The sequence below is a fragment of the Microcystis sp. BLCC-F210 genome, from assembly GCF_042134685.1.
GTDB classification, from domain to species: Bacteria; Cyanobacteriota; Cyanobacteriia; order Cyanobacteriales; family Microcystaceae; genus Microcystis; species Microcystis aeruginosa_D.
Genome location: NZ_CP169647.1, coordinates 2,633,903 through 2,655,400, shown reverse-complemented (window position 1 = coordinate 2,655,400; position 21,498 = coordinate 2,633,903). Strand labels below are relative to the sequence as shown.

Genomic DNA, 21,498 nt, shown 5'->3' with positions numbered 1-21,498 from the left:
AACCTCTTTGATTGCTTGAGTATTTATACTTAATTTGTCTAGCCAATTGTTTTTTTTATTGTTCGCCTCTTCTAGAAAATAGTTGCTTCGTACTATATTTTCCTTGCCAAAATCGGGGTTAATGCTCTATTTATTTCAAAATGAGAATTGCTGCTATCATAGCAAAGGGATTGCTACTTGCTTCTAATTAGTCACTGATAACTGATAACTGATAGTAGCTGCTAACCTACACAGGTTATACTAAATCCGTTGAGTACAGGCTAGTTATGATAAGAGGCAAAAGGCAAGAGGAAAAAGGGAATAAATAATCAGTTTTTAATAACTGGATTTAGTATTATGGCCTTTTGTAAACGGGGAAGTCCAGTAATAAGGGTGTGTTAGCCTTAGCTAACACACCCTTATTGATTATTGATGCTGGCCTAATTTTCCTGCAAAAATCAACAATTGTCCGATTCGCCGCAGGGGATGGACAGGGATAGATTAGATAACAGAAATATTGGCTGCAGTGAGGGTTGGAATACCAACAAGATTTGCGAGTCGAACCGAAGCAGTGCCACCAACACCATCTACGTCAAACCATAAACTACCATTGGCAGTATTGTAGATAAATCTTTGAGTTGCAGTAGCAGCGCTATTGGCTCCCGCAGCAGAACGGAATTGTGCAGGAATCAAAGGACCAGCAGTCAGTCCACCCCCAAAACCAGTGGCAGAAACATTGATAACATCACCTTGAGAGGTGCTAAAGTCCATCATCCAATCAAATCCTTCGCTGGGACTGTTGAAAACAAAATTGTCAGCACCAGCACCACCAGTTAAAGTATCGATTCCAGCGCCGCCAATTAGGCTATTATTGCCACTATTCCCTGTAATCTGGTTATTTAAGGCATTACCCGTGCCATTAAGATTACCAGTACCAGTGAGAAGGAGATTTTCCACGTTGTTAGGAAGAGTATAGGAAATGGAAGCTTGCACGGTATCGGTTCCCTCGTTGAGAGCTTCGATGACTAAATCCCCGGCGTTATTTACTGTATAAATATCGTTTCCGGCTAATCCAGTCAAGGCATCTGCTCCAGAGGTTCCCACAAGGGTGTCTGGACCAGAAGTACCGATAAAGTCATCATTATTGATAGTGCCAATAGCAGTAGCGGTGGTAATAGTAGCTCCGTTGGTGGCATTGGAGAGGGTGACGGTAAAGTTTTCGTCTGGTTCTACCGTTGTATCTCCCTGAACGTTAACAGTAATTACTTGACTGGTTTCCCCCGTCGCAAAACTCACGGTTCCTGACGGTAACAATCCCCCAACAAAATCAGTGGCATTGGCGGGATTGCTGCCGCTGCCAGTAACTGCCCAGTCAACGTTATTGGTTCCCGTGGTGATAACCGAACGAGTGACGGTGAAGGTAAAGGCTTTACTGCCACTGTTGCCCTCGGTTTGACTGGCATTGGTGGCGGCAATGGCGAGGGTGGGAACTGCGGGACCACTCACGGCCCACAATTCCCGACCGTTCACGCCGTCATCGGCAGTGAAGTACAGGGTGCTGCCCACTACTCTCAGGTTTTGGGGGTCGGAGCTAGAGGAACCGGGGCGGATGTCGCCTACCAGAATCGTACCCGCCTCCGTGCCGTCGCTTTTCCACAATTCCCGACCGTTCACGCCGTCATCGGCAGTGAAGAACAGGGTATTGCCCACTGCGGTCAGATTTTGGGGGTTGAGACCACTAAAGGGATTATCGTAACCGGGGTTGATATCCTTGACCAGAACTGTACCGGCCGCCGTGCCGTCGCTCTTCCACAATTCAGTACCGTTCACGCTGTCAAAAGCAGTGAAGAACAGGGTGTTGCCCACCGCCGTCATCTGGGTGAAGAAGTCAAGGGAGCCACCGGGACCGGGGCGTATATCTTTGACCAGAACCGTACCAGCCGCCGTGCCGTCGCTTTTCCACAATTCCTGACCGTTCACGCCGTCAAAAGCACGGAAAAAGAGGGTATTACCCACTGCCGTTAGATAGCTGGGGGGGAAGTAAGAGGAACCGAGTCCGATATCCTTGACCAAAACCGTACCCGCGGCCGTGCCGTCGCTTTTCCACAATTCCCGACCGTTTGCGCCGTTATCCGCAGTGAAAAAGAGGGTGTTGCCCACTGCTGTTAGATAGCGGGGGTCGGAGCTAGAGGAACCGGGGCGGATATTCTTGACCAGAACCGTACCGGCCGCCGTGCCGTCGCTCTTCCACAATTCATTACCGCTAACGCCTCTGGCACTGAAAAAGAGGGTGTTGCCTACTGCCGTTAGATTGTCGAGGCTGATATTCTTGACCAAAACCGTACCGGCCGCCGTGCCGTCGCTTTTCCACAATCCAGCGTTAGTGAAGAACAGGGTATTGCCCAGCGCCGTCAGATTGTCGAAGTAGGAGCTAGAGTCACCAGGGTTGATATCTTTGACCAGAACCGTGCCAGCCTCCGTGCCGTCGCTTTTCCACAATTCAGTACCGTTCACGCTGTCATAGGCCTGGAAGAACAGGGTACTGCCCACCACCGTCAGATTGCCGGGATAGGAGCCATAGTCACCGGGGTTGATGTCGGCGACCGCAACTGTACCGGCTGCTGTGCCGTCGCTCCTCCACAATTCCTCACCGTTAACGCTGTCATAGGCAGTAAAGAACAGGGTATTGCCCCGGGCCGTCAGATTGCTGGGGTAGGGACCAAAGGAACCGGGGTAGATATCCTTCACTAAAAAAGGGATTGACATGACTTTTTCCTGAATAAAGGGTGAAAATTAAACAGTTAAGTAGTGGTGCAGAATAAATTTCCTAGTGGAGATAGGCAAGGGGCAAGGGGGGGTTAGATTTGTGTCATTAATTTTGCTTAGGTACTTAAGCCAACCCACGTTCATCTCTGGTATAGATTAGAATCGATTATTAACATTGATTTTTGTTTATGATTTATTATGGTTTCAGTGGGTATTAATAGAAGTCATGGCGCTGACCTAGAAAGATTACTGCGGCTATTTTACTCAAAGAATCGTCAACCTTTCAAGGTTTTCATAACAAAAATTAACATTTACTACAAGAAACCCGTTTTCTCAAAGACAAGAAACAGGGTTTCTCAAAGAAACCCTGTTTCTAAATAGGTTCTCAAAGAAACCCGGTTTCTCAAGAAGTTCTAGGATTGGATTTTTGCCAAAGACTGCTTAAATTCTGCGATGGAATTAGCGGTAGCTGCTAATTTAACAATCTCTTGTAATGTAGATAGTACCGAAACTTTATTCAGGTATTGTTCCACATCTAAAGGAACTTCACCTAAGCGAACTTGCAAAACTGTTTTGACAAAATCACGAGCATTTTCTAACGCCCCAATTTCCTTACCAATTTCCTTGCCAATTTCCTTGCCTATTTCCTTGCCGATTTCCTTGCCTATTTCCTTGCCAATTTCCTTGCCAATTTCTTTACCGCGTTCGATTCCTCGTAACTCCATATTACTTACTAAAGGCATGGTTCTTTCCTCCTCAAATTGTTTAATTTTACTCTCTAAACTTGTCTGCAATTCAGTTGATAAAGTCATCATCTGGTCGATGATTTCAAACAGTTTAATTATCTGTTCCCTCTCGAACTCCTTTTCATATAATCCCCTGATTAACCTCCACTTCCACTGTTCCCGTTCTGGCAGCTTCCCAGTAGTCGCTTTTGTTTTCAGGTGTGCCATGACGATTATAGCAAAGGGATTGCTACTTGTTTCTAGTTCTGACCAGCTTTCCTCATAGTCTAGTAATTTGACTGTTGGGAATTTGAGGCTGACTTCACAACCAGCGATAGTATAATTATAGGAATCTGGTCGCCAATTTACTCGTTCATCTCCTAATATAGCGAGACTGATAACGGGTTTCTGATACAAATCAAAGGCACGATAGTTATAAATATACATCCTCTGAGGGAAATTTTCTTCGTACTGGCTTTGAATTTCAATATGAATCAAAATCCAGACTTCTTCACCCCTGAGTAACCAGACTTTATAGAGTTTGTCAGCGAAACGTTTTTTTGTCTTTGCTGAAGCGGTAATCCGTTTCAGTTCTTTTTCTAGGGATTCGGGAATTTTTGTCCAATCGATTAATTGGTGAACTTCAGGGAAAAAAAAGTATAAAAACGCTTCAAAATACTCGGTTAATGCTTCTTTCCAGGGTTCATCATAATTGGCGGTTGTTGGGTTCATTGGAGAAGAAAATTCCTGAGACTATTGTTCTAAAAGTTGATGCAACTCATCAAAAGAATTAACGGTTAATGCCGATTTCAGTAACTCGTCTAAAATCGATAATACAGCAATTTTATCCACAGCTTGCTCAATGTCTATTGGAATGTCACCCAATCGCATTTTCAACACCGTTTTAATATAGTTACGAGCCTTTTCTAACGCTCCAATTTCCTTGCCAATTTCCTTGCCAATTTCCTTACCAATTTCCTTACCAATTTCTTTACCGCGTTCGATTCCTCGTAACTCCATATTACTTACTAAAGGCATGGTTCTTTCCTCCTCAAATTGTTTAATTTTACTCTCTAAACTTGACTGTAATTCAGGGGATAAAGTCATCATATTGTCGATGATTTCAAACAGTTTACTAAGTAAGGTAGGTATTACCCACACTACTTATTTATGATAATACTAAAAGACTTCCTACACTCCTCAAAAGAATTTACTATAAGTGCGGCTTTTAACATCTCTTCTAAAACCGAAATAACTGAAGCATCATTGATACATTGTCCAATATCTCCAGGGATATCGCCTAGTCGGTTTTCCAAAACTTTTTTCACAAAATCACGAGCATTTTCTAACGCTCCAATTTCTTTACCGCGTTCTATTCCTCGTAACTCCATATTACTCATTAAAGGCATGGTTCTTTCCTCCTCAAATTGTTTAATTTTACTCTCTAAACTTGTCTGCAATTCAGTTGATAAAGTCATCATCTGGTCGATGATTTCAAACAGTTTAATTATCTGTTCCCTCTCGAACTCCTTTTCATATAATCCCCTGATTAACCTCCACTTCCACTGTTCCCGTTCTGGCAGCTTCCCAGTAGTCGCTTTTGTTTTCAGGTGTGCCATGACGATTATAGCAAAGGGATTGCTACTTGTTTCTAGTTCTGACCAGCTTTCCTCATAGTCTAGTAATTTGACTGTTGGGAATTTGAGGCTGACTTCACAACCAGCGATAGTATAATTATAGGAATCTGGTCGCCAATTTACTCGTTCATCTCCTAATATAGCGAGACTGATAACGGGTTTCTGATACAAATCAAAGGCACGATAGTTATAAATATACATCCTCTGAGGGAAATTTTCTTCGTACTGGCTTTGAATTTCAATATGAATCAAAATCCAGACTTCTTCACCCCTGAGTAACCAGACTTTATAGAGTTTGTCAGCGAAACGTTTTTTTGTCTTTGCTGAAGCGGTAATCCGTTTCAGTTCTTTTTCTAGGGATTCGGGAATTTTTGTCCAATCGATTAATTGGTGAACTTCAGGGAAAAAGAAGTATAAAAACGCTTCAAAATACTCGGTTAATGCTTCTTTCCAAGGTTCATCATAATTGGCGGTTGTTGGGTTCATTGGAGAAGAAAATTACTGAGACTATTGTTCTAAAAGTTGATGCAACTCATCAAAAGAATTAACGGTTAATGCCGATTTCAGTAACTCGTCTAAAATCGATAATACAGCAATTTTATCCACAGCTTGCTCAATGTCTATTGGAATGTCACCCAATCGCATTTTCAACACCGTTTTAATATAGTTACGAGCCTTTTCTAACGCACCAATTTCCTTACCAATTTCCTTGCCAATTTCCTTGCCAATTTCCTTGCCGCGTTCTATCCCTCGTAACTCCATATTACTCATTAAAGGCATGGTTCTTTCCTCCTCAAATTGTTTAATTTTACTCTCTAAACTTGACTGTAATTCAGGGGATAAAGTCATCATCTGGTCGATGATTTCAAACAGTTTAATTATCTGTTCCCTCTCGAACTCCTTTTCATATAATCCCCTGATTAATCTCCACTTCCACTGTTCCCGTTCTGGCAGCTTCCCAGTAGTCGCTTTTGTTTTCAGGTGTGCCATGACGATTATAGCAAAGGGATTGCTACTTGCTTCCAATTAGTCACTGATAACTGATAACTGATAACTGATAACTGATAACTGAATAGAGTTTGTCAGCGAAACGTTTTTTTGTCTTTGCTGAAGCGGTAATCCGTTTCAGTTCTTTTTCTAGGGATTCGGGAATTTTTGTCCAATCGATTAATTGGTGAACTTCAGGGAAAAAGAAGTATAAAAACGCTTCAAAATACTCGGTTAATGCTTCTTTCCAAGGTTCATCATAATTGGCGGTTGTTGGGTTCATGGCAAGTCGCTACCAATTGGAAAGTTAGGCACTCATCTAAATCTATTATTCCCCATAAATATCATCAATGCTACTTGTCGTCACAAAACTTCCCATTAGAGCAACCTAAATCTACATCTTTGTTCTAACATTTATTGGTAAAACTATATAATGCCCTCAAATTGCCGGGGGAGGAGCTACCTAAACCGGGGAAGATATCCTTAAGTAGTCGTGCAAAATTAATTTCCTAGTAAAGATAGGCAAAAGGCAAGAGGCAAAAGGCAAGAGGGGGTTAGATATGTGTAATTAATTTTGCTTAGGTACTTAACTAAAAAAGGCGTTGACATGATTTTTTCCTGAATAATAGGGCGAAAATTAAACAGTTAAGTCCCTAAAGAAGGCACCATCCAAACCGATTGACTGCCATCGAGGTCGGTATCCGGTCCAATTAGCGCTGGGTTGCGGTAGCCCGGCAGCACGGAGACAGCGAAAACCTCCTCCACGCCGCTATTAAACCAAAAAGTTGCCACCAGTTGACTGGTAGCTAGATTGACAATAGCCAACCCGCAGCGCAATTGATTACGCCGCTCATCCAGGGGTAAACCGCCAAAAATCGCCGTTTCCCGCACTTGGGACAACCCGACAAAGGCGTGACCTTCCCAACAGTCTAAACCCCGGGTAAAACCGGGCAATTCCGCGATGATTTCTGTGCTACCAGTTTGGGGATGCCAACGGTTCAAGGTTCCATAACCGGAATTGAGAAAATAGAGATTACCCTGGTAAAGACGGGGAGAATGGGGCATGGCTAAACCCCGCAGAATCACCTCTCCCCTCGGCACATCAATTAAGCATCCACCTTGGGCTTTATTCTCTCGCCAGAGGCTTTCCTTGTTGGTTTCCCCCAATGCCGTTACATATACGGGAGTGCCGCTATTTTCAGCCATAGCCAAGCCATTGAGGTGGCAGCGGTCTCCGGGGACTAACTCGGTAATAAAGGGCGGTTTCCACTGGGGGAGAAAACTCCAATTTCCTTCGATGGTTGCCAGACAGTTAAATAGGGTATTGACCACCCAAAGGCGATTACTGCCAAAGGCCAAATCATGACCCATAATCGGACCGGTGAGGTGAGAGGAACGGGCTAAAAAAGCGATATCCTGTTCCCCTTCCGGTTTAATCTGGGGGGCAATCTCTCGATTAGCGGGTAAATTCCAAATTGCCTGACGAGCGCCTACAGCAATTCCAGTAGCGGTTCGGGTTAAACCCATCGCTTGGTCAAAATGGGCGAAACTCACCCGCATTTGTCCTTGATAAGTGCCAATGCTGGCCACTCGTCCCGCTTGGTAGGTGGAAATCAATACCGAGAGGTCAAGCTGGTTGAGTAATTCCGGCAGATTGAGGCTGTACTCATAGTTGACTGGCACTGCTTGGCGCTGAGACTGACTCGCTGCTGGCTCTTGAGTATCTGAAAACTGGTTATTGTTAGGCGGCAAGCTGTCCATAGAGTTTTTTTTGTATAGATAATAATCAATTATTAAAATTGATTATTATCTATGATTTATTATGGTTTCAGTGGGTATTAATGGGGGTTATTATAAACAAACCAATCAATATTATTTATAAAGTTTTTTGAATGGCTCTTCTGGTTTATGTGTGGAAACGAGGTCTATTCTCGCGAAACAGGTGCAAGATTTTGAGAGAATTGTGCTTCAAAACCCTGCGTCTTCATCGGCCCGCGTCCTGTAGGGGCGAAGCATTCGGATAAAAAATCTACGGTTTCACCGATAGGTTATTGCCCGAATGCTTCGCCCCTACTTTTTGCCGCAAACCCCTAGATAGAGTCCTATAGTAGCGGGCAGCGGAATTTTTGATGCTTTTCCCCCCTTTTAGAGAGATTCTTCGCTCACGGAACCATCTTCCTGCACCCAGGCGAGATTTTTAATCATTCGATCGCGGGCATAGGTGCGAATTTCTGCCTCGCTGCGACCACCTAAATCGATCGCCACCCTCAGATTAGGATCACTGGTGCGAAGGGAGCGAGCTTTACTAAAAGTCGCTATCTGGGCGTTATTACCCAAAGGGATAAACAACCAGTCGAGGGGAGGAGCTTGGGTGGGTAAAGTCTGGCCTGATAATAAACTTTCGTGCAGTTCTTCGATATTCAGGGAAAAACCGATACCCGGAGCCGATTGACCCTGGGGATGAAAAACGCCCAATAATTGATCGTAGCGTCCGCCCTGGCCTAAAATACTGAGATTTTGCTGGTGATCACTAACCGCTTTGAAAACGATGCCGGTGTAGTAATCAAAGGTTTGAATGAGACTTAAATCGAGAATTAGGGGGAAAGGACTAGAGCGATCAGCATTAAGTAGCTCTACCAGGGATTTAAGGTTATTAACGGCCTTTTGGGCTGATTCTTCCTGGGCTAATGCTGCCACTTGTGCGAGGATATCGTGAGGATTACCGCGCAGCTGAAATAATTGTCGGGCTTGCTGCCGGAGAGTTTCGTTGGGATAGGGAAGATTTTCGAGGCTAACGTAGTCAAGGAGGGCTAAACAGCGTTTCACCTGTTCGCGCAAGGGACCGGGAAAAGGTGAAAGTAGGGAACGAGTCAAACCCGCTTCTCCTAAAATAATCTGCCAGTTAGGGACGGCCAAACTATCGAAACAGTCAGCCAAGAGCAGTAAAATCTCGGCATCAGCTAGTAAACCTCCAGAAAAGAGCAATTCTACCCCTGCTTGATAGAATTCCACTTGACGACCGTGATAACCGGCGCTAGGGCGACGAAAAACGTTAGCCCGATAACAGAGACGTTGGGGATAGGACTCCCCACTCATGCGGGAGACGGCACTGCGGGCGATGGAAGCGGTTAATTCAGGGCGTAATCCCGATAGTCCTTGACTATCCCCGTGCAGTTGGATCACGGCGCTGGGATCGATCGTACCGCCTGCGGTGAGGGTATCGAGCCATTCAATAGTGGAGGTGACGATCCTTTGATAGCCCCAACGCTGAAAGACAGACTGAAGGCGATCGTTAATCCAGCCTTTTTGGGTAACTTCTAGGGGTAATAAATCCCTTGTCCCCGCCGGGGGTTGATGAATCATGAGAGTTTGCTGATCAAAATCGGTGGCACTGGTCAGTCCTATTTATTCTTTTTACCACCAAATCGAGACCAAAAACCGCTCTTGGGATCTGCTTCCTTTTTTTGTCCTTTCTGGTCTTGCATTTCAGTATTAGAATTAATTACTTTATCTAGTTCCCGTTTGCACTTAATCACCGTCGCATCTTGGGGGTTGGCTTTCCAGGCGCGATTGATATGAACCCGGGCCATGGATAGTTGATTTTGTTGCAGGTAGGCTAAACCAAGCAAGGCATGACAGATGCTATTATCCGGTTCTTCCCGCAGGGCATCGCGCAATTCTCGCAAAGCTTGGGCGGGATTATTTTGGTCAAGAGAGGCTTGAGCGCGGCGAATATAGGCTTCTAGGGGCGATTCTTTGGCTTTAGCTGGAGCTGCCGTCGTGACAGTGGCTTCCAATAACTCGGACTGGTGAGGATTGCCTTGGGAGATAAAGACTTTCTGGATAGTTTTCTTGTTGCCCTGACCTTCGGTTAAAATTAGATAAACCAGATTGAGTTCACTAAGTTGGGCGATTTTCTGATAGGTGTTTTCTAGGGCGGTATATTGATCGATTACCAAAGATTGCAGGATTTTTTGATAGGCTAATTCATAGTTAGCGGTGGACTGAGCTAATTTTCTAGCTGGTTCACTGCTGATAGTTATTTTACTCGAATCCTTGGCCATTGCCTTGCCCATTTGTGTTAAAACAAGGCGAAATTCTTCCCGAGATAGTTTGTGGCCTAGATGTTCGTAGGCTGGGTTAACTAATTTTGAGAGTAACTGATTAGCCTGTTCCCTTTCGGCGGGGGTATTAATGCGGCAGGTATCGGGATGGAGTTTATAGACGATTTTTAAGTAACGCTCGCGAATCTCCTCCTGTTCGGCATCGATCGAGACTCCTAAAATAGCGAAGTGATCGATTAAATCATATTGAAATAATCCTTGGGAAATTGGAAAAGGCATACAGCAGCTCCTAACTTTAATTGAAATGATAATCCCATTAAAACTGAAAGCTCCAAGAGGCGGCTTTTTGCAGAGCTTGGCTTAAGGGGGTGTGAATCTGTCCGTTAGTAGCCAGGATTCGCCCCGTTTCCATCAGAAAAGGACTCTCATCGTAGGCGCTAATTTTACCGCCAGCTTCTTCGATCAGAATAACTCCTGCGGCCAGATCCCAGGTATTAATCCCTCGTTCCCAATAACCATCTAAGCGCCCACAGGCCACATCGGTTAAGTCTTTGGCAGCGGAACCGCTGCGGCGTACCCCTTGGGTCAGATGGGTCAGATAACAGAATTCGGCATAATTATTATCCTGGGTTTGACAGCGATCGTAGGCAAAACCCGTCACCAGTAAACTTTTTTCTAGTTCACTGGTTCGGGAGACATGGATGGGACGACGGTTCAGGGTGGACCCTAAACCCCGGGCTGCCCGAAATAGTTCCTTTCTAAAGGGATTATAGATGACTCCCACTGCTGCTGTCCCTGCGATCAGTAGTCCGATGGAGACGACGGATACGGGATAACCGTGGGCATAGTTGGTGGTTCCATCGAGAGGATCGATCGCCCAGAGATACTCGCTATCTGTCCCTGGCAGTTTTCCCGATTCTTCTGCTAAAATCCCGTGTTTGGGAAAGTGACGGCCAATAATTTTGAGAATTTCTGTTTCTGCTCGACGATCTATTTCCGTCACTAAATCGCCCGATCGCCCTTTTTCTTCTATTGTCTCGATTTTACCCCAATTATCGAGGATAATTGTTCCCGCCGCTAGGGCGGCTTCGCTGGCAATGTCTAGGTATTTTTCTAATTGGCTGCTGGTATCTGGCACGATTAATCCCTAATCTATTCTTCATCTAAGGGTAAACCAAAACGCACTTTCCCACGGGCAAAAAAGCGACCGAATTGCAGTTCATAGACTTCATCTTCGTCTTGGGTGGCTACTTCCATATCGCTACGAGCATAACTGACACAAAGTAAAGCATAACCTCTGGCTTTTAATTCCGGGGATAGTCCGATCGCTTCTGGTTGATGGATATCTCCTGATAATACTCTGACCGCGCAGCTGGTACAAGCTCCATTGCGACAGGAAAAGGGTAATTGATAGCCCTGTTTTTCCAGACTGTGGAGTATATAGTTATCCTCGGGAACGGTGGTGGTAATTTTTTCGCCCGTCTGACGATTGTTAACAGTGATTTGATGATATTTAGTCATAGTTTAGTTAGGTGGAAATTATAGTTATAATTTCTAGATTATCCTCATTTGATGGTCTATTTTCATCAGCTATCTTGATTATATCACAAATCATTACTGAAATGGTTATTATTTTGACAAATATTTCTTGATAACTGTTATTTTTTTTGAGGCTACTTGCTAATTTTTATGGCTCTTGAAAATTGATCTCTTTGAATCTAACTGCACCATCGATAATCGAGATTTCCTGGGAGCCAATTTGCACGATTGCATCTAATCCCTTACCGACAATTTTAACTGCTGGGGGACGACTTTTCTGTACGGTCATCACCAGAAAAAATTCCTCGCTACCTGTGGCTAAAATGCGCTCACCCGCATTAGTTTTCTCGACTTTTAAAGTCACGGGAGTTATAAAAGTTCCCTGCATATTTGCGCCATTTTGAGTGATAGTAAAACTATTGTTTCCGAGAGTGACATTTCCCTGGGTATTCATCACCCAAGTTTTATTAATAAATTCTGTTTGATCGACTTTACTTAATAATTTATCCATCAAGACGAATAATCCGGGGGAACCAGAGGAGAGACTGTAATCGACAGCGAAAGAGCGAACTAGAGCTACTTCTGCGGGTTTACTCTGAGCGGAGCCGAAGGGTGAATTAGCTCCTTTAACCCTGATTTTATCAGTTTTTAACGTAATTACTCCCGAACCATCGGGACTAGATTGAAAAGATATCGGTTTTGCCTGTCGCCAAGGCGGTGTTTTCGGGAAAATAACCGTATTTTCGGAGTTCCAGTCACCTTCTGACCCCTCAAAACTCGCCCAATGTCCTCCTAATCCCCAAATTCTCACACTAGCGACATCAGGAAAAGACCATCCCCCCACAAAAGGTTGCTGTTTGAGATAGATACTAGCGACAAAATCCTCTTCATTTTGCCAGCGATTACGAAAAGCATAAAATCCCTTTTGTTGATCAACTAAAACCCTAGAAAGTTGGCGTTCGGGATTTTCGGGAGTAAGATTAGATGGATAAGCAGCGAGAAGAAAAGGGGCAATATGGGGATAATGGGGGTGAAAAAGTTGTTTTTCTTGACCTTGTAGTCGCCATTTTAGCGCCGGTAGCAATGATTTATCTGTAATTCCCAATCCGGCAGTTAATAAAGATACCCCTACAAACATCTGATGTCTGCCATAAGCAGGAATCAATAATTGACCATTTTTAGGGACAATTCTGGTTAAATAATGGGGGATTAATTGGGCTGCCGAAGAACCAGTTACTAAGTCTAATCCGAGACTATTTCGATACCCTTGCAAAAAAGGAAAAACAGTGAGAACCATGGGTTCGGTGCTGTATAAATCTCCTTCTGTGCCAAATCCTCGATCGCCGATCGCTGTGGTAAAATAGCGTTCAATGTGACGTTTGGCCATTTCCACCTGTGCCGAGGGATAATAGAGAGAATCGGGGGGTACATCTTCTTTGAGAATCGCTAAACTAGCTAAACCGGCTGCACCTCTGGCCCGCGCATTCCAGTTACTAACTGCGTCTCCATTCCATCCATTTTTGGGTGAATCACCTTTGAGAAGTTTTTTACTTTCACTGGATAACCAGCGAGTAATTTCCTGTTGGCGCTTTTCTCCCCAAAGATCATAACAAAGATCGTAGGCGAGAGCGACTCCAGCCACAATTGGAGATTGTTCTAAGATTCTTCTTCCCCGATTTTTACGGGTTTTTTCGATAATTTCCCAGGCGATTTCTGCTGATTTTCTATCTTGATTTAAAATTGCTAAAAAACAATGACCTGTGGCATGATAACCGCCATTAGGAACATAACCATCGTAATAAATTTTTTCTTGTAAACTGTTGTTTAATTGGGCAATAATAGTTTGACCGATGGGAGTTTTCGCTTTTTCTCTGAGATTAGTTAATTCTGACTTGCGAAAGATTAAACGGGGATGTTCTCGCGGTTGTAGGGGTTGATGATTAGGGACAGGATTAGGCCATAAAGGGGAAATTGTGCCATTAACTTGGTTTTGTAGTCTTCTTCCCCCTACAGTGCCTTGATAACTGCCGATGAGTTGGTCTTGGTGGGGGACAATTTCGATATTATAGATAGCTTCCCTGATTTCCGCTTGCCATGGGTGAGTTTGAATGTTCATTTTCACCTGTAACCGCCAAGCATTGTCTAATTTAATCGTTTTTACCGTACCTTGGTGATCCACTTCTTTATTGAATTTCGGCGCGTATCCCCACACCGACGGTTGACAAACGGCACGATCGCAGCTTAAATCTAGGGTAATATATTGATAAACGGGTTTATCTTGCCACAGTTTCCAAACACCATGTTTCAGGGTTAAACGAAGGTTGCCGGTTAATAATTGCGGATCGATGGTTTCTTGACTAGGTGCGCTTGTACCACCTAGCAAAAGTAAGGGAATGGCCGCTAAAAAAGGAGATATTTTCATATTAAACAAGCAAGGGGGAATATAAGGTATTCTAGGAAGAATAATCTCCAAATAAATTGGTAGAATTGGCTGATTTCGCTTTTATCTTCTAAATTTACCCTGCGACTACGCCACCACAGAAGAAGAAGTAGGAGCAGATGGGCGACAATGGCCAGAGAAGAATTAATTCCGCTTATCCCCAGGAGGCCGACGGCAATCATCCCAGCATAACACAGAGAAATTGTCAATAGGGAAATTATTAAGATTTTTTGGTGGCCAAGAAGCAGGGTAAAAGTGGTAATTTGGTAAATGCGATCGCCTTCTAGATCAGGAACATCCTTAAAAATAGCAATCGAAACGGTGAAAACGAGAATAAAAGCTGTTAAAATCCAGACTGAGGGATAGATAGACTGGTTTTGATTAATAACTGTGTTGTAGTGGCGAAAAAGACCTAAATTAACGATAACACCCCGGACGGTAAAAATACAGAAGGCTGCCCAGAGGGGAAAGCGTTTTAAACGCACTGGTGGCAAGGAATAGGCAGTACCGATGAGTAAACTAATCCCCACGGTGATTAACAGCCAAAAACCACCGATAAAAGCCATTATAACTGCTAAAATACCAGTAAAACCCACGATTAATCCGCCTGTTAGCCGAGAAAATTCGCCCTTTGCTAGGGGAAGATGGGGTTTATTGATTTTATCGATGTCAATGTCTTCCAACTGATTTAAACCGACGATATAGACATTACCTGCAAGACAAGCGACCCAAGTGAGCAATAAAACTGGCCAATGGCTAAAAAAATCGCTAATATTGCCCAGAGCAATTAAATACAGACTTAAAACACTTAAAGAAGTGCCGATAATCGTATGGGGACGGGAAAATTTCCAGAGACTCCCTAACCGGTGGAGAAAGTTAGGCCCGGGATGGTTAACTGGAAGAAAAGGAGCTTGATTCATAAAAAAAATCAATCCTAGGACAAGTAATCTGTTAAAATGATAATCCAGACTCAAACCCTGTGGAGAGGTGGCAGAGTGGTTGAATGCGGCAGACTCGAAATCTGCTTTAGGGTCACACCTAACGTGGGTTCAAATCCCACCCTCTCCGTGGAACTGATAACTTAGTGCTGTCGTTAAGGAGCTTAAGGGATATAGCGTCGTCCTGGGTGGTTTCCGCAAGAGCAAAAGCTTTTCTACTCTCCCCAACTTCTTCACTGTTTCATGGCCAGGGTCAAACCATCACCAATAGGAATAATACTGATATTGACCCGTTTATCCTGCTGAATTTTGGCATTAAGGGAACGGATAATTTTGGTGCGATTATCATTGCTATGGGCCGTCGCTACCCGTCCTGACCAAAAAACATTATCAATAGCGATAATTCCGCCGCTTCTGACCAATTGTAACGCCCGTTCGTAGTAGCAATCATAATTACTTTTATCGGCATCGATAAAGACAAAATCAAAACTATTACTTTCTCCCCCGGCGATTAATAGATCTAGAGTCTCCAGGGCTGGGGCAATTCTTAAATCGATTTTATCAGCGACACCGGCCTGCTGCCAATAACGACGGGCTATACTGGTATATTCTTCGCTAAGATCACAGGCGATGACCTTGCCTTGGGGGGGTAAAGCTAAGGCCACCACTAGCGCACTATAACCAGTAAAAACCCCTATTTCTAGGGTTTTTCTCGCTCCGATCGCCTGTACCAAAAAAGCCATAAACTGACCTTGTTCGGGGGCAATCTGCATGACTGCCAGGGGTTGAGAGGCAGTTTCTTGACGTAATTGAGCTAAAATCGGAGATTCTCGCAGACAGATAGATTGATAATAGGAGTAAAATTGTCGATCGAGTCCAAGAGTTTGATTAGCCATAAAAAAATTGCTAAAGAATAGAGTTATCGAGTAAAATTCTGGGTAATCTGAAGCTAGAGAGACCGTATTGGTTAACCAACAGGAAGACTTGGCAGGAAGCAAATCATGATGAAACCCGACTCGGATCATCTCTTTAACGAAGATCTCGAACAGTTGTTAGAGAGTTTAGAAGACAAAGACACCGACGGTAATGAGGCTCTAGACGAACTCAGCTTTTTATGGGAGCAGAGTGCCTCTCCAGCAGCCAGTTCTGGGGACTCTCTTAGCCAAATTCCGTTTTCCTTGACCTCAGAACAGGAATTAGAGGAACTGTTTGGCAATAGCATCAATTGGCAAGATGCTCCAACTAATAATCTTTATTCTACCCGTGAGCCTGCTCCCAAGGCAGAACCGGAAGATGGGGATGATCTCGCATATCTGCTGCTAGAAAATGCAGCAGCTCCAGACTCAGAAGCAATTATAACCATCAGCCACCCTAATTTTTACGACAGCCTTGAAGACTTAGAAGCTTTTTTAGAAAAACCGACACCACCAGCGCAATTGCCACTAGCAGAGATCTTTGAATCTCTAGAGGTTCTCCTCTGGGAATCCCCAGCAGCGAATCCGGTGGCTGAGACAGAACTTCGCCAAGGACTAGAATCACTGGAAATTGCGCCAGAAAGTCTTCTAGAGGATGAATTTAACGATTTAGAAAAACTTCTCGAAGAAAGCAATCAGGTGATGGCAACAAATCCGGCTGCTAGTTTTAGTCCACCAGTGGGATCAAATAACCTGCGTCCCCTTGTCAGTAAAGCTTTTGAACAGACCATGCGGGTGCCGATCAAACAATTGGATAACCTTAGTAATCTGATCGGGGAATTGGTGGTTAAACGCAATCGCATTGAAGAGGAACAGGAGCGCCTGCGTCTCTTTTTAGACAATTTGCTAACCTGCGTCCAAAATCTGAGCGATGTGGGCATTCGGATGCAAGATCTCTATGAAAGAACCCTCCTAGAAGGGGCTTTACTGGCTAGTAACAATTCTGGCGCTGCCATCGGTTACGGTAAAGTTAAGGGAGAAAATCAGGGTGATTCGTCCATGACTGGCGAACTAGATGCCCTAGAGATCGATCGTTTTACCGATTTCCATTTATTATCCCAAGAGATGATCGAATTGATCGTGCGCGTGCGAGAATCGACCTCTGATATTCAATTTGTCGTCGATGAAACCGATCGGGTGACGCGCAGTCTGCGACAGGCCACCACCCAACTACAGGAAGGGATGACTAAATCGCGCATGGTTCCCTTTAGTGAAACTGCTGATCATCTACCCCGGGCAATTCATGATATTTCCCTAAAACTGCATAAACAAGCCAAATTAAAAGTGGAGGGGGGTGATGTTCTCATCGATAAGATGATCCTTGAACATCTCAATAGTCCCATGATCCATCTGGTTAACAATGCGATCACCCACGGTATTGAATCACTCCAAGAACGTAGGGACAAAGGGAAACCTGTCCACGGAACCATCTGGGTTCGGGCATTCCTACAGGGCAATCAAACCGTGATCACCGTTGGTGATGATGGGGCCGGTATTGATGCTGATCAGGTGAAACGCAAGGCGATCGAAAAGGGACTGATCGGCGATCGGGAAGCGGAAAACCTCAGTCCCCAAGAAGTCTATGAACTTCTCTTTCACCCCGGTTTTAGTACCAAAGATCAGGCCGATGATTTTTCTGGTCGTGGGGTGGGTTTAGATGTGGTGCGTACCAGTTTAATCGACGTGCGCGGGACGATTACTATTGACTCGGTACTGGGGAAAGGAACCACTTTTACCATCCGTTTACCCCTAACCCTAAGTATCTGTAAGGCCCTCTGTTGTGTTAGTAATCATGCGCGCATCGGTTTCTCCATGGACGGAGTGGAAGATATGAAGGATTTCCGGGCCAGCGAGATGCAAATCGATCAGGAGGGACGGTGCTGCGTTTTCTGGCAAGATACTTTACTACCCTTCCGACCCTTAAGGGAATTGCTTTCCTACAATCGGCAACTAAGTCGCGGTAGTTTCTACACTGGCAAACAGGAGGAAGACTCTTTTTCGATCGTGATCCTGCGTGGTGGTAATAATCTCCTTGCGGTACAGGTGGATCAAGTGATCGGGGAACAGGAGATCGTGATCAAACAGATTGAAGGACCGATTCCGAAAACGCCGGGGATTGCTGGGGCGACGGTTTTAGGCGATGGTACGGTGATGCCGATCGGCGATGTGTTAGAGTTAATCGACATCGCTAGAGGTCGTCTGCGTATCGATAACGTTGGTCTTTTGCCCCAACCTGTACCGCCTGTAGATGTGGAAATTAGCCAAAAATCCGAGGCTATGGTTCTGATTGTCGATGATTCGATTACTGTCCGGGAATTGCTCTCTTTAAGCTTTAGTAAAGCCGGTTATCGTGTGGAACAGGCCCGGGATGGTCAAGAAGCTTGGGAAAAATTACGCGGCGGTTTGCCCTGTGATATCGTTTTCTGCGATATCGAGATGCCCCGCATGAATGGCCTAGAATTACTGTCTAATTTGCAAAAAGACCCCCGATTAGCGGCGATTCCCGTGGCTTTGTTGACCTCCCGAGGCTCGGAACGTCATCGTCAGGTGGCGGCGAAATTAGGAGCTAGTGGCTATTTTACCAAACCCTACACGGAAAGAGATTTACTCTCGGCAGCTGAAAGAATGATTGCGGGGGAGGTGTTACTAGCTAATAGTATTAAAGCGACTCCTAACCCGTCTTGATCCCCCGATACAACGATTATTGACAGTTTCTCTGCGATATCGAAATGCCTCGCCTGAATGGGTTAGAATTGCTCTCTCATCTGCAAGAGGATGAACAACTTCAGGGGATACCAGTGGCGATAATTACCTCGCGCGGGACGCAAAAAATGCAGCATCTCGCCGCCGCTAAAGGGGCAAAGGGTTATTTTGTCAAGCCCTATACTGAGGATGTTTTACTTTCAGCAGCCCAACGTTTAATCGCTGGTGAGGTATTAATCCAGAAAGAAAATTCCGTGGATTAAGTTCAGTTGGATTTAAGTTTTATCGAGGAGAATTTCCACTAAGGTTTTTACCGTTTTCTCTAACTGTTCAACCCGCTGCTCTAAACTAAGAGAAGGACTGGGAGGTTTTAAACCATGAATCGCTTGTAAAAATGCCTTCCATCCCTTTGAGCATTTAATATTGTAGGCTTCTTTATAGGCTTTATAGGCATTATTATAGTTACCGTAAAGGGAGATAATATCATCTTTAGTTAAATTTCCTTCGGGCAAAGACTTATGGGCAATATTTAAATCATGATCGCTTAAACTATTTAAAACCTCTTGCAAGCGAACCGTCAAAGTGGCCGTAATTCCGTAAACTTGGGCGGCATTTTTTAGATCCTGCTGGTGCAAATCTTCTAGGTTAGCAATTAATTTACTGATTCTAGACATGATTGATTTTACTCCTTAACTGATTTATTTATCTAGCAAAGATTTGTTGATATTTGACTGACCACTCCCCATTTGTGGCCGGTCAGGATCGGAAGGCAAGTTATTATCGATCGAACCAAAATCTTCCCAGTTATCATCGAGAAATAGAGATTTCACTAGAGTCCATAAAATAGTTAGCTTTCCATATACAGACTTGGTACTACGGACATTATGAGCCGCCACTTTTACTTCCATTTCGATCTGTTTTAATTCAGCAATAACTTTCTCTCTCTCCGCCGTAATTTTGGCTTTTTCTTCAGTTAAATTCCGCATTTCTGAAGTTAAAGAATCTAATTCTTTTTGCAGGTCAATATTAGTGGCAGATATTTCAACAATTTGGTCTTTTAAATGACTATTATCATCTCGATATTGCTGATTCCATCGTTTATATTGTCCTTGAGAGCTTCGCAGGGACTTAATTACAGCAACCGCTTCTTTTAACTCCCGATTATCTGGATAATTTCTAGCTAGTTTATAGAGAGAATCTACTCGATCATCGATGTCCATTTTCATGTACCTCTTTACCTAGACAATCTTATGATACCCAAGCTTGCCGATAAAATTAACCAGAAGAATCAGCCGTTTGGAAAATCATTAAATGTTGTTGGGGCAAAGTCTCGATAATTTCTGCTGGCACTAAACCGACGGCGGCCATTTCTTTTTCTACCTGTCTGCGGGTCATTTTATGAAGGGCCTTGATGGGAATCAGAGGGTTTTCACGACGGTATTCTACTAATACCACCCTACCATCAGGTTTTAAGGATTTGACCAGATTGTCCATCATCTCGCGGGGAGAGGAAAACTCGTGATAAGCATCCACCATTAAAGCTAAATTGATCGCATTTATAGGCAATTTAGGCTCGGTTTCTGTCCCGAGAATTGTGGTGACATTCTTAACTTGGTTTTCCTCGGCTAAAAAATCAATTGCCCCTAACATTTCCGGTTGCACATCGACAGCGAAAACTTGTTCTACTAAATTCGCCATAGGAAAACTAAAATAACCTGTACCTGCGCCGATATCTGCCACTAGATCTGTGGGTTTTAGATGTAGTGCGGTGATCAGATCATCGGGTTTTTCTGTGAAACGGCGACTAGGACGTTCTAACCATAACATTTCTTGGTGTCCCATGACTTTAGCGATTTCCCGTCCTAGATAAAATTTACCGATACCATCGCGACTATGAAGCGATCGAATCTGATAATATTGCTGCTGCGCTGAAACTGAAGCATCGTAGGTAAGATTTAATAATCCGAAACCGCAGAAAACCACTATTAGAAACGAGACAATTAAGAAAAATTTTTGCTTAAACAGCATCGGGATTAAAAACGGTGGGCTAGAAAAAATAAATTCCCCGTCGGGGACAGGGAAAACATCCATCTTGATCAACAAAGCAATTTAGTCTAAAAATCCCATTAAAGTTTCGGGATCATCGATTTCATTGGAAGCAACGGGACGATTGCCCATGACTGTATAAGTTTCGCTAATGTGCAGATGACTGAGAGCGATTGGACGATTGCCGGAGATCGCTAGGGTGCTGCTAACTTCCATCCCACTGGATACCACAGGACGAGCGCTACCGACGGAAGAATAGGTACTAACCACTTTCAGATGGCTAACTTCCACGGGACGGCCTCCCGGTAACATTTCATCTTCTTTAAAATGAAGATGGCTAGTACCGATGGGACGATTTTCCGGTAGTCGGTCTTCGGGTTGATAGAGTTTTAATCCCTTGGATTCCTTATCGGCACTACCTTTGACCGAAAGAGCGACCACTTCTTTATCCTTGGCGGTTTTAGCTGTAGTAGCTTTACCGCGCGAGCTGCTGGTTTTTTCTTCTGTAGTTGCTGGGGTTTGAGTCCCGTTCGTTTCTAGATTTTCCACCGTCATAACCTGATACTCCTTTCCGTTAATAGCTTCGGGGAAACGATAAGATTTAAGTTTAGGGTATTGTCGAAGACTTTTAATCTTTTTTTAAAATCCTCTCTAATATTAAGATACATCTTTCTTTCCCCAAAACCCTATCAGTGTTGGT

At 44.1% G+C, this 21,498-nt stretch carries 18 protein-coding genes, 1 tRNA gene and 1 pseudogene; 2 read left to right on the top strand and 18 right to left on the bottom strand.

The annotated features are described in order from the left end of the window. Positions 1 to 480: 480 nt before the first annotated feature. The 13 genes from ACE3JL_RS12785 to ACE3JL_RS12725 form a co-directional block, all read right to left on the bottom strand. Entirely contained in the window at positions 481 to 2,745 is a 2,265-nt protein-coding gene (locus ACE3JL_RS12785; protein ID WP_375327632.1) for an ELWxxDGT repeat protein, read from the bottom strand. Between the two features lie 413 nt (positions 2,746 to 3,158). Further along, positions 3,159 to 4,202, bottom strand: a complete 1,044-nt coding sequence (locus ACE3JL_RS12780; protein ID WP_375327631.1) for a hypothetical protein — start codon at positions 4,200 to 4,202, stop codon at positions 3,159 to 3,161. A gap of 21 nt (positions 4,203 to 4,223) precedes the next feature. Further along, positions 4,224 to 4,580, bottom strand: a complete 357-nt coding sequence (locus tag ACE3JL_RS12775; RefSeq protein WP_375327630.1) for a hypothetical protein — start codon at positions 4,578 to 4,580, stop codon at positions 4,224 to 4,226. 50 nt (positions 4,581 to 4,630) lie between these two features. Further along, positions 4,631 to 5,593 carry a hypothetical protein gene (locus tag ACE3JL_RS12770; protein WP_375327629.1) on the bottom strand — a complete coding sequence of 321 codons (963 nt, stop codon included), beginning with the start codon at positions 5,591 to 5,593 and terminating at the stop codon, positions 4,631 to 4,633. 21 nt (positions 5,594 to 5,614) lie between these two features. Then, positions 5,615 to 6,097 carry a hypothetical protein gene (locus tag ACE3JL_RS12765; RefSeq protein WP_375327628.1) on the bottom strand — a complete coding sequence of 161 codons (483 nt, stop codon included), beginning with the start codon at positions 6,095 to 6,097 and terminating at the stop codon, positions 5,615 to 5,617. A 40-nt stretch (positions 6,098 to 6,137) separates the two neighbouring features. After that, entirely contained in the window at positions 6,138 to 6,377 is a 240-nt protein-coding gene (locus ACE3JL_RS12760; protein ID WP_375327627.1) for a hypothetical protein, read from the bottom strand. Positions 6,378 to 6,739: 362 nt separating this feature from the next. Then, positions 6,740 to 7,855 carry a TIGR03032 family protein gene (locus ACE3JL_RS12755; protein WP_375327626.1) on the bottom strand — a complete coding sequence of 372 codons (1,116 nt, stop codon included), beginning with the start codon at positions 7,853 to 7,855 and terminating at the stop codon, positions 6,740 to 6,742. Positions 7,856 to 8,239: 384 nt separating this feature from the next. Continuing rightward, on the bottom strand, positions 8,240 to 9,457 hold the full coding sequence (locus tag ACE3JL_RS12750) for an ATP phosphoribosyltransferase regulatory subunit (protein ID WP_271992457.1): 1,218 nt from the start codon (positions 9,455 to 9,457) through the stop codon (positions 8,240 to 8,242). Positions 9,458 to 9,495: 38 nt separating this feature from the next. Beyond that, a complete protein-coding gene (locus tag ACE3JL_RS12745; RefSeq protein WP_271992458.1) occupies positions 9,496 to 10,437 on the bottom strand; it encodes a J domain-containing protein in 942 nt (313 codons plus the stop codon). 37 nt (positions 10,438 to 10,474) lie between these two features. After that, complete coding sequence (locus ACE3JL_RS12740; RefSeq protein WP_271992460.1) at positions 10,475 to 11,296, bottom strand: inositol monophosphatase family protein; 822 nt, start codon at positions 11,294 to 11,296, stop codon at positions 10,475 to 10,477. Positions 11,297 to 11,310: 14 nt separating this feature from the next. Beyond that, positions 11,311 to 11,679, bottom strand: a complete 369-nt coding sequence (locus ACE3JL_RS12735; RefSeq protein ID WP_271992461.1) for a 2Fe-2S iron-sulfur cluster-binding protein — start codon at positions 11,677 to 11,679, stop codon at positions 11,311 to 11,313. Positions 11,680 to 11,845: 166 nt separating this feature from the next. Then, positions 11,846 to 14,119 (bottom strand): hypothetical protein, encoded by a 2,274-nt coding sequence (locus ACE3JL_RS12730; protein WP_375327625.1) that lies wholly within the window; start codon positions 14,117 to 14,119, stop codon positions 11,846 to 11,848. Beyond that, a complete protein-coding gene (locus ACE3JL_RS12725; protein ID WP_375327624.1) occupies positions 14,116 to 15,057 on the bottom strand; it encodes a homogentisate phytyltransferase in 942 nt (313 codons plus the stop codon). The genes ACE3JL_RS12730 and ACE3JL_RS12725 overlap by 4 nt, the downstream gene beginning before the upstream one ends. A 61-nt stretch (positions 15,058 to 15,118) precedes the next feature. Between ACE3JL_RS12725 and ACE3JL_RS12720 the strand changes: the two genes are divergently transcribed. Then, positions 15,119 to 15,205: transfer RNA gene (locus ACE3JL_RS12720), tRNA-Ser, on the top strand. 103 nt (positions 15,206 to 15,308) lie between these two features. Here ACE3JL_RS12720 and ACE3JL_RS12715 read toward each other — a convergent pair. Further along, positions 15,309 to 15,971 carry a class I SAM-dependent methyltransferase gene (locus ACE3JL_RS12715; RefSeq protein WP_375327623.1) on the bottom strand — a complete coding sequence of 221 codons (663 nt, stop codon included), beginning with the start codon at positions 15,969 to 15,971 and terminating at the stop codon, positions 15,309 to 15,311. A 105-nt stretch (positions 15,972 to 16,076) separates the two neighbouring features. Between ACE3JL_RS12715 and ACE3JL_RS12710 the strand changes: the two are divergent. Continuing rightward, positions 16,077 to 19,015 (top strand): annotated as a pseudogene (locus ACE3JL_RS12710) (response regulator). A gap of 12 nt (positions 19,016 to 19,027) precedes the next feature. Here ACE3JL_RS12710 and ACE3JL_RS12705 read toward each other — a convergent pair. From ACE3JL_RS12705 to ACE3JL_RS12690, 4 genes are all read right to left on the bottom strand, one after another. Next, positions 19,028 to 19,426, bottom strand: coding sequence for a hypothetical protein (locus ACE3JL_RS12705; RefSeq protein ID WP_375327622.1), 399 nt, complete (start codon positions 19,424 to 19,426; stop codon positions 19,028 to 19,030). Between the two features lie 24 nt (positions 19,427 to 19,450). Beyond that, a complete protein-coding gene (locus tag ACE3JL_RS12700) occupies positions 19,451 to 19,978 on the bottom strand; it encodes a hypothetical protein (protein ID WP_271992472.1) in 528 nt (175 codons plus the stop codon). Positions 19,979 to 20,027: 49 nt separating this feature from the next. After that, complete coding sequence (locus ACE3JL_RS12695) at positions 20,028 to 20,780, bottom strand: class I SAM-dependent methyltransferase (RefSeq protein ID WP_375329611.1); 753 nt, start codon at positions 20,778 to 20,780, stop codon at positions 20,028 to 20,030. Positions 20,781 to 20,861: 81 nt separating this feature from the next. Beyond that, a complete protein-coding gene (locus ACE3JL_RS12690; protein ID WP_271992474.1) occupies positions 20,862 to 21,353 on the bottom strand; it encodes a hypothetical protein in 492 nt (163 codons plus the stop codon). Positions 21,354 to 21,498: the final 145 nt, after the last annotated feature.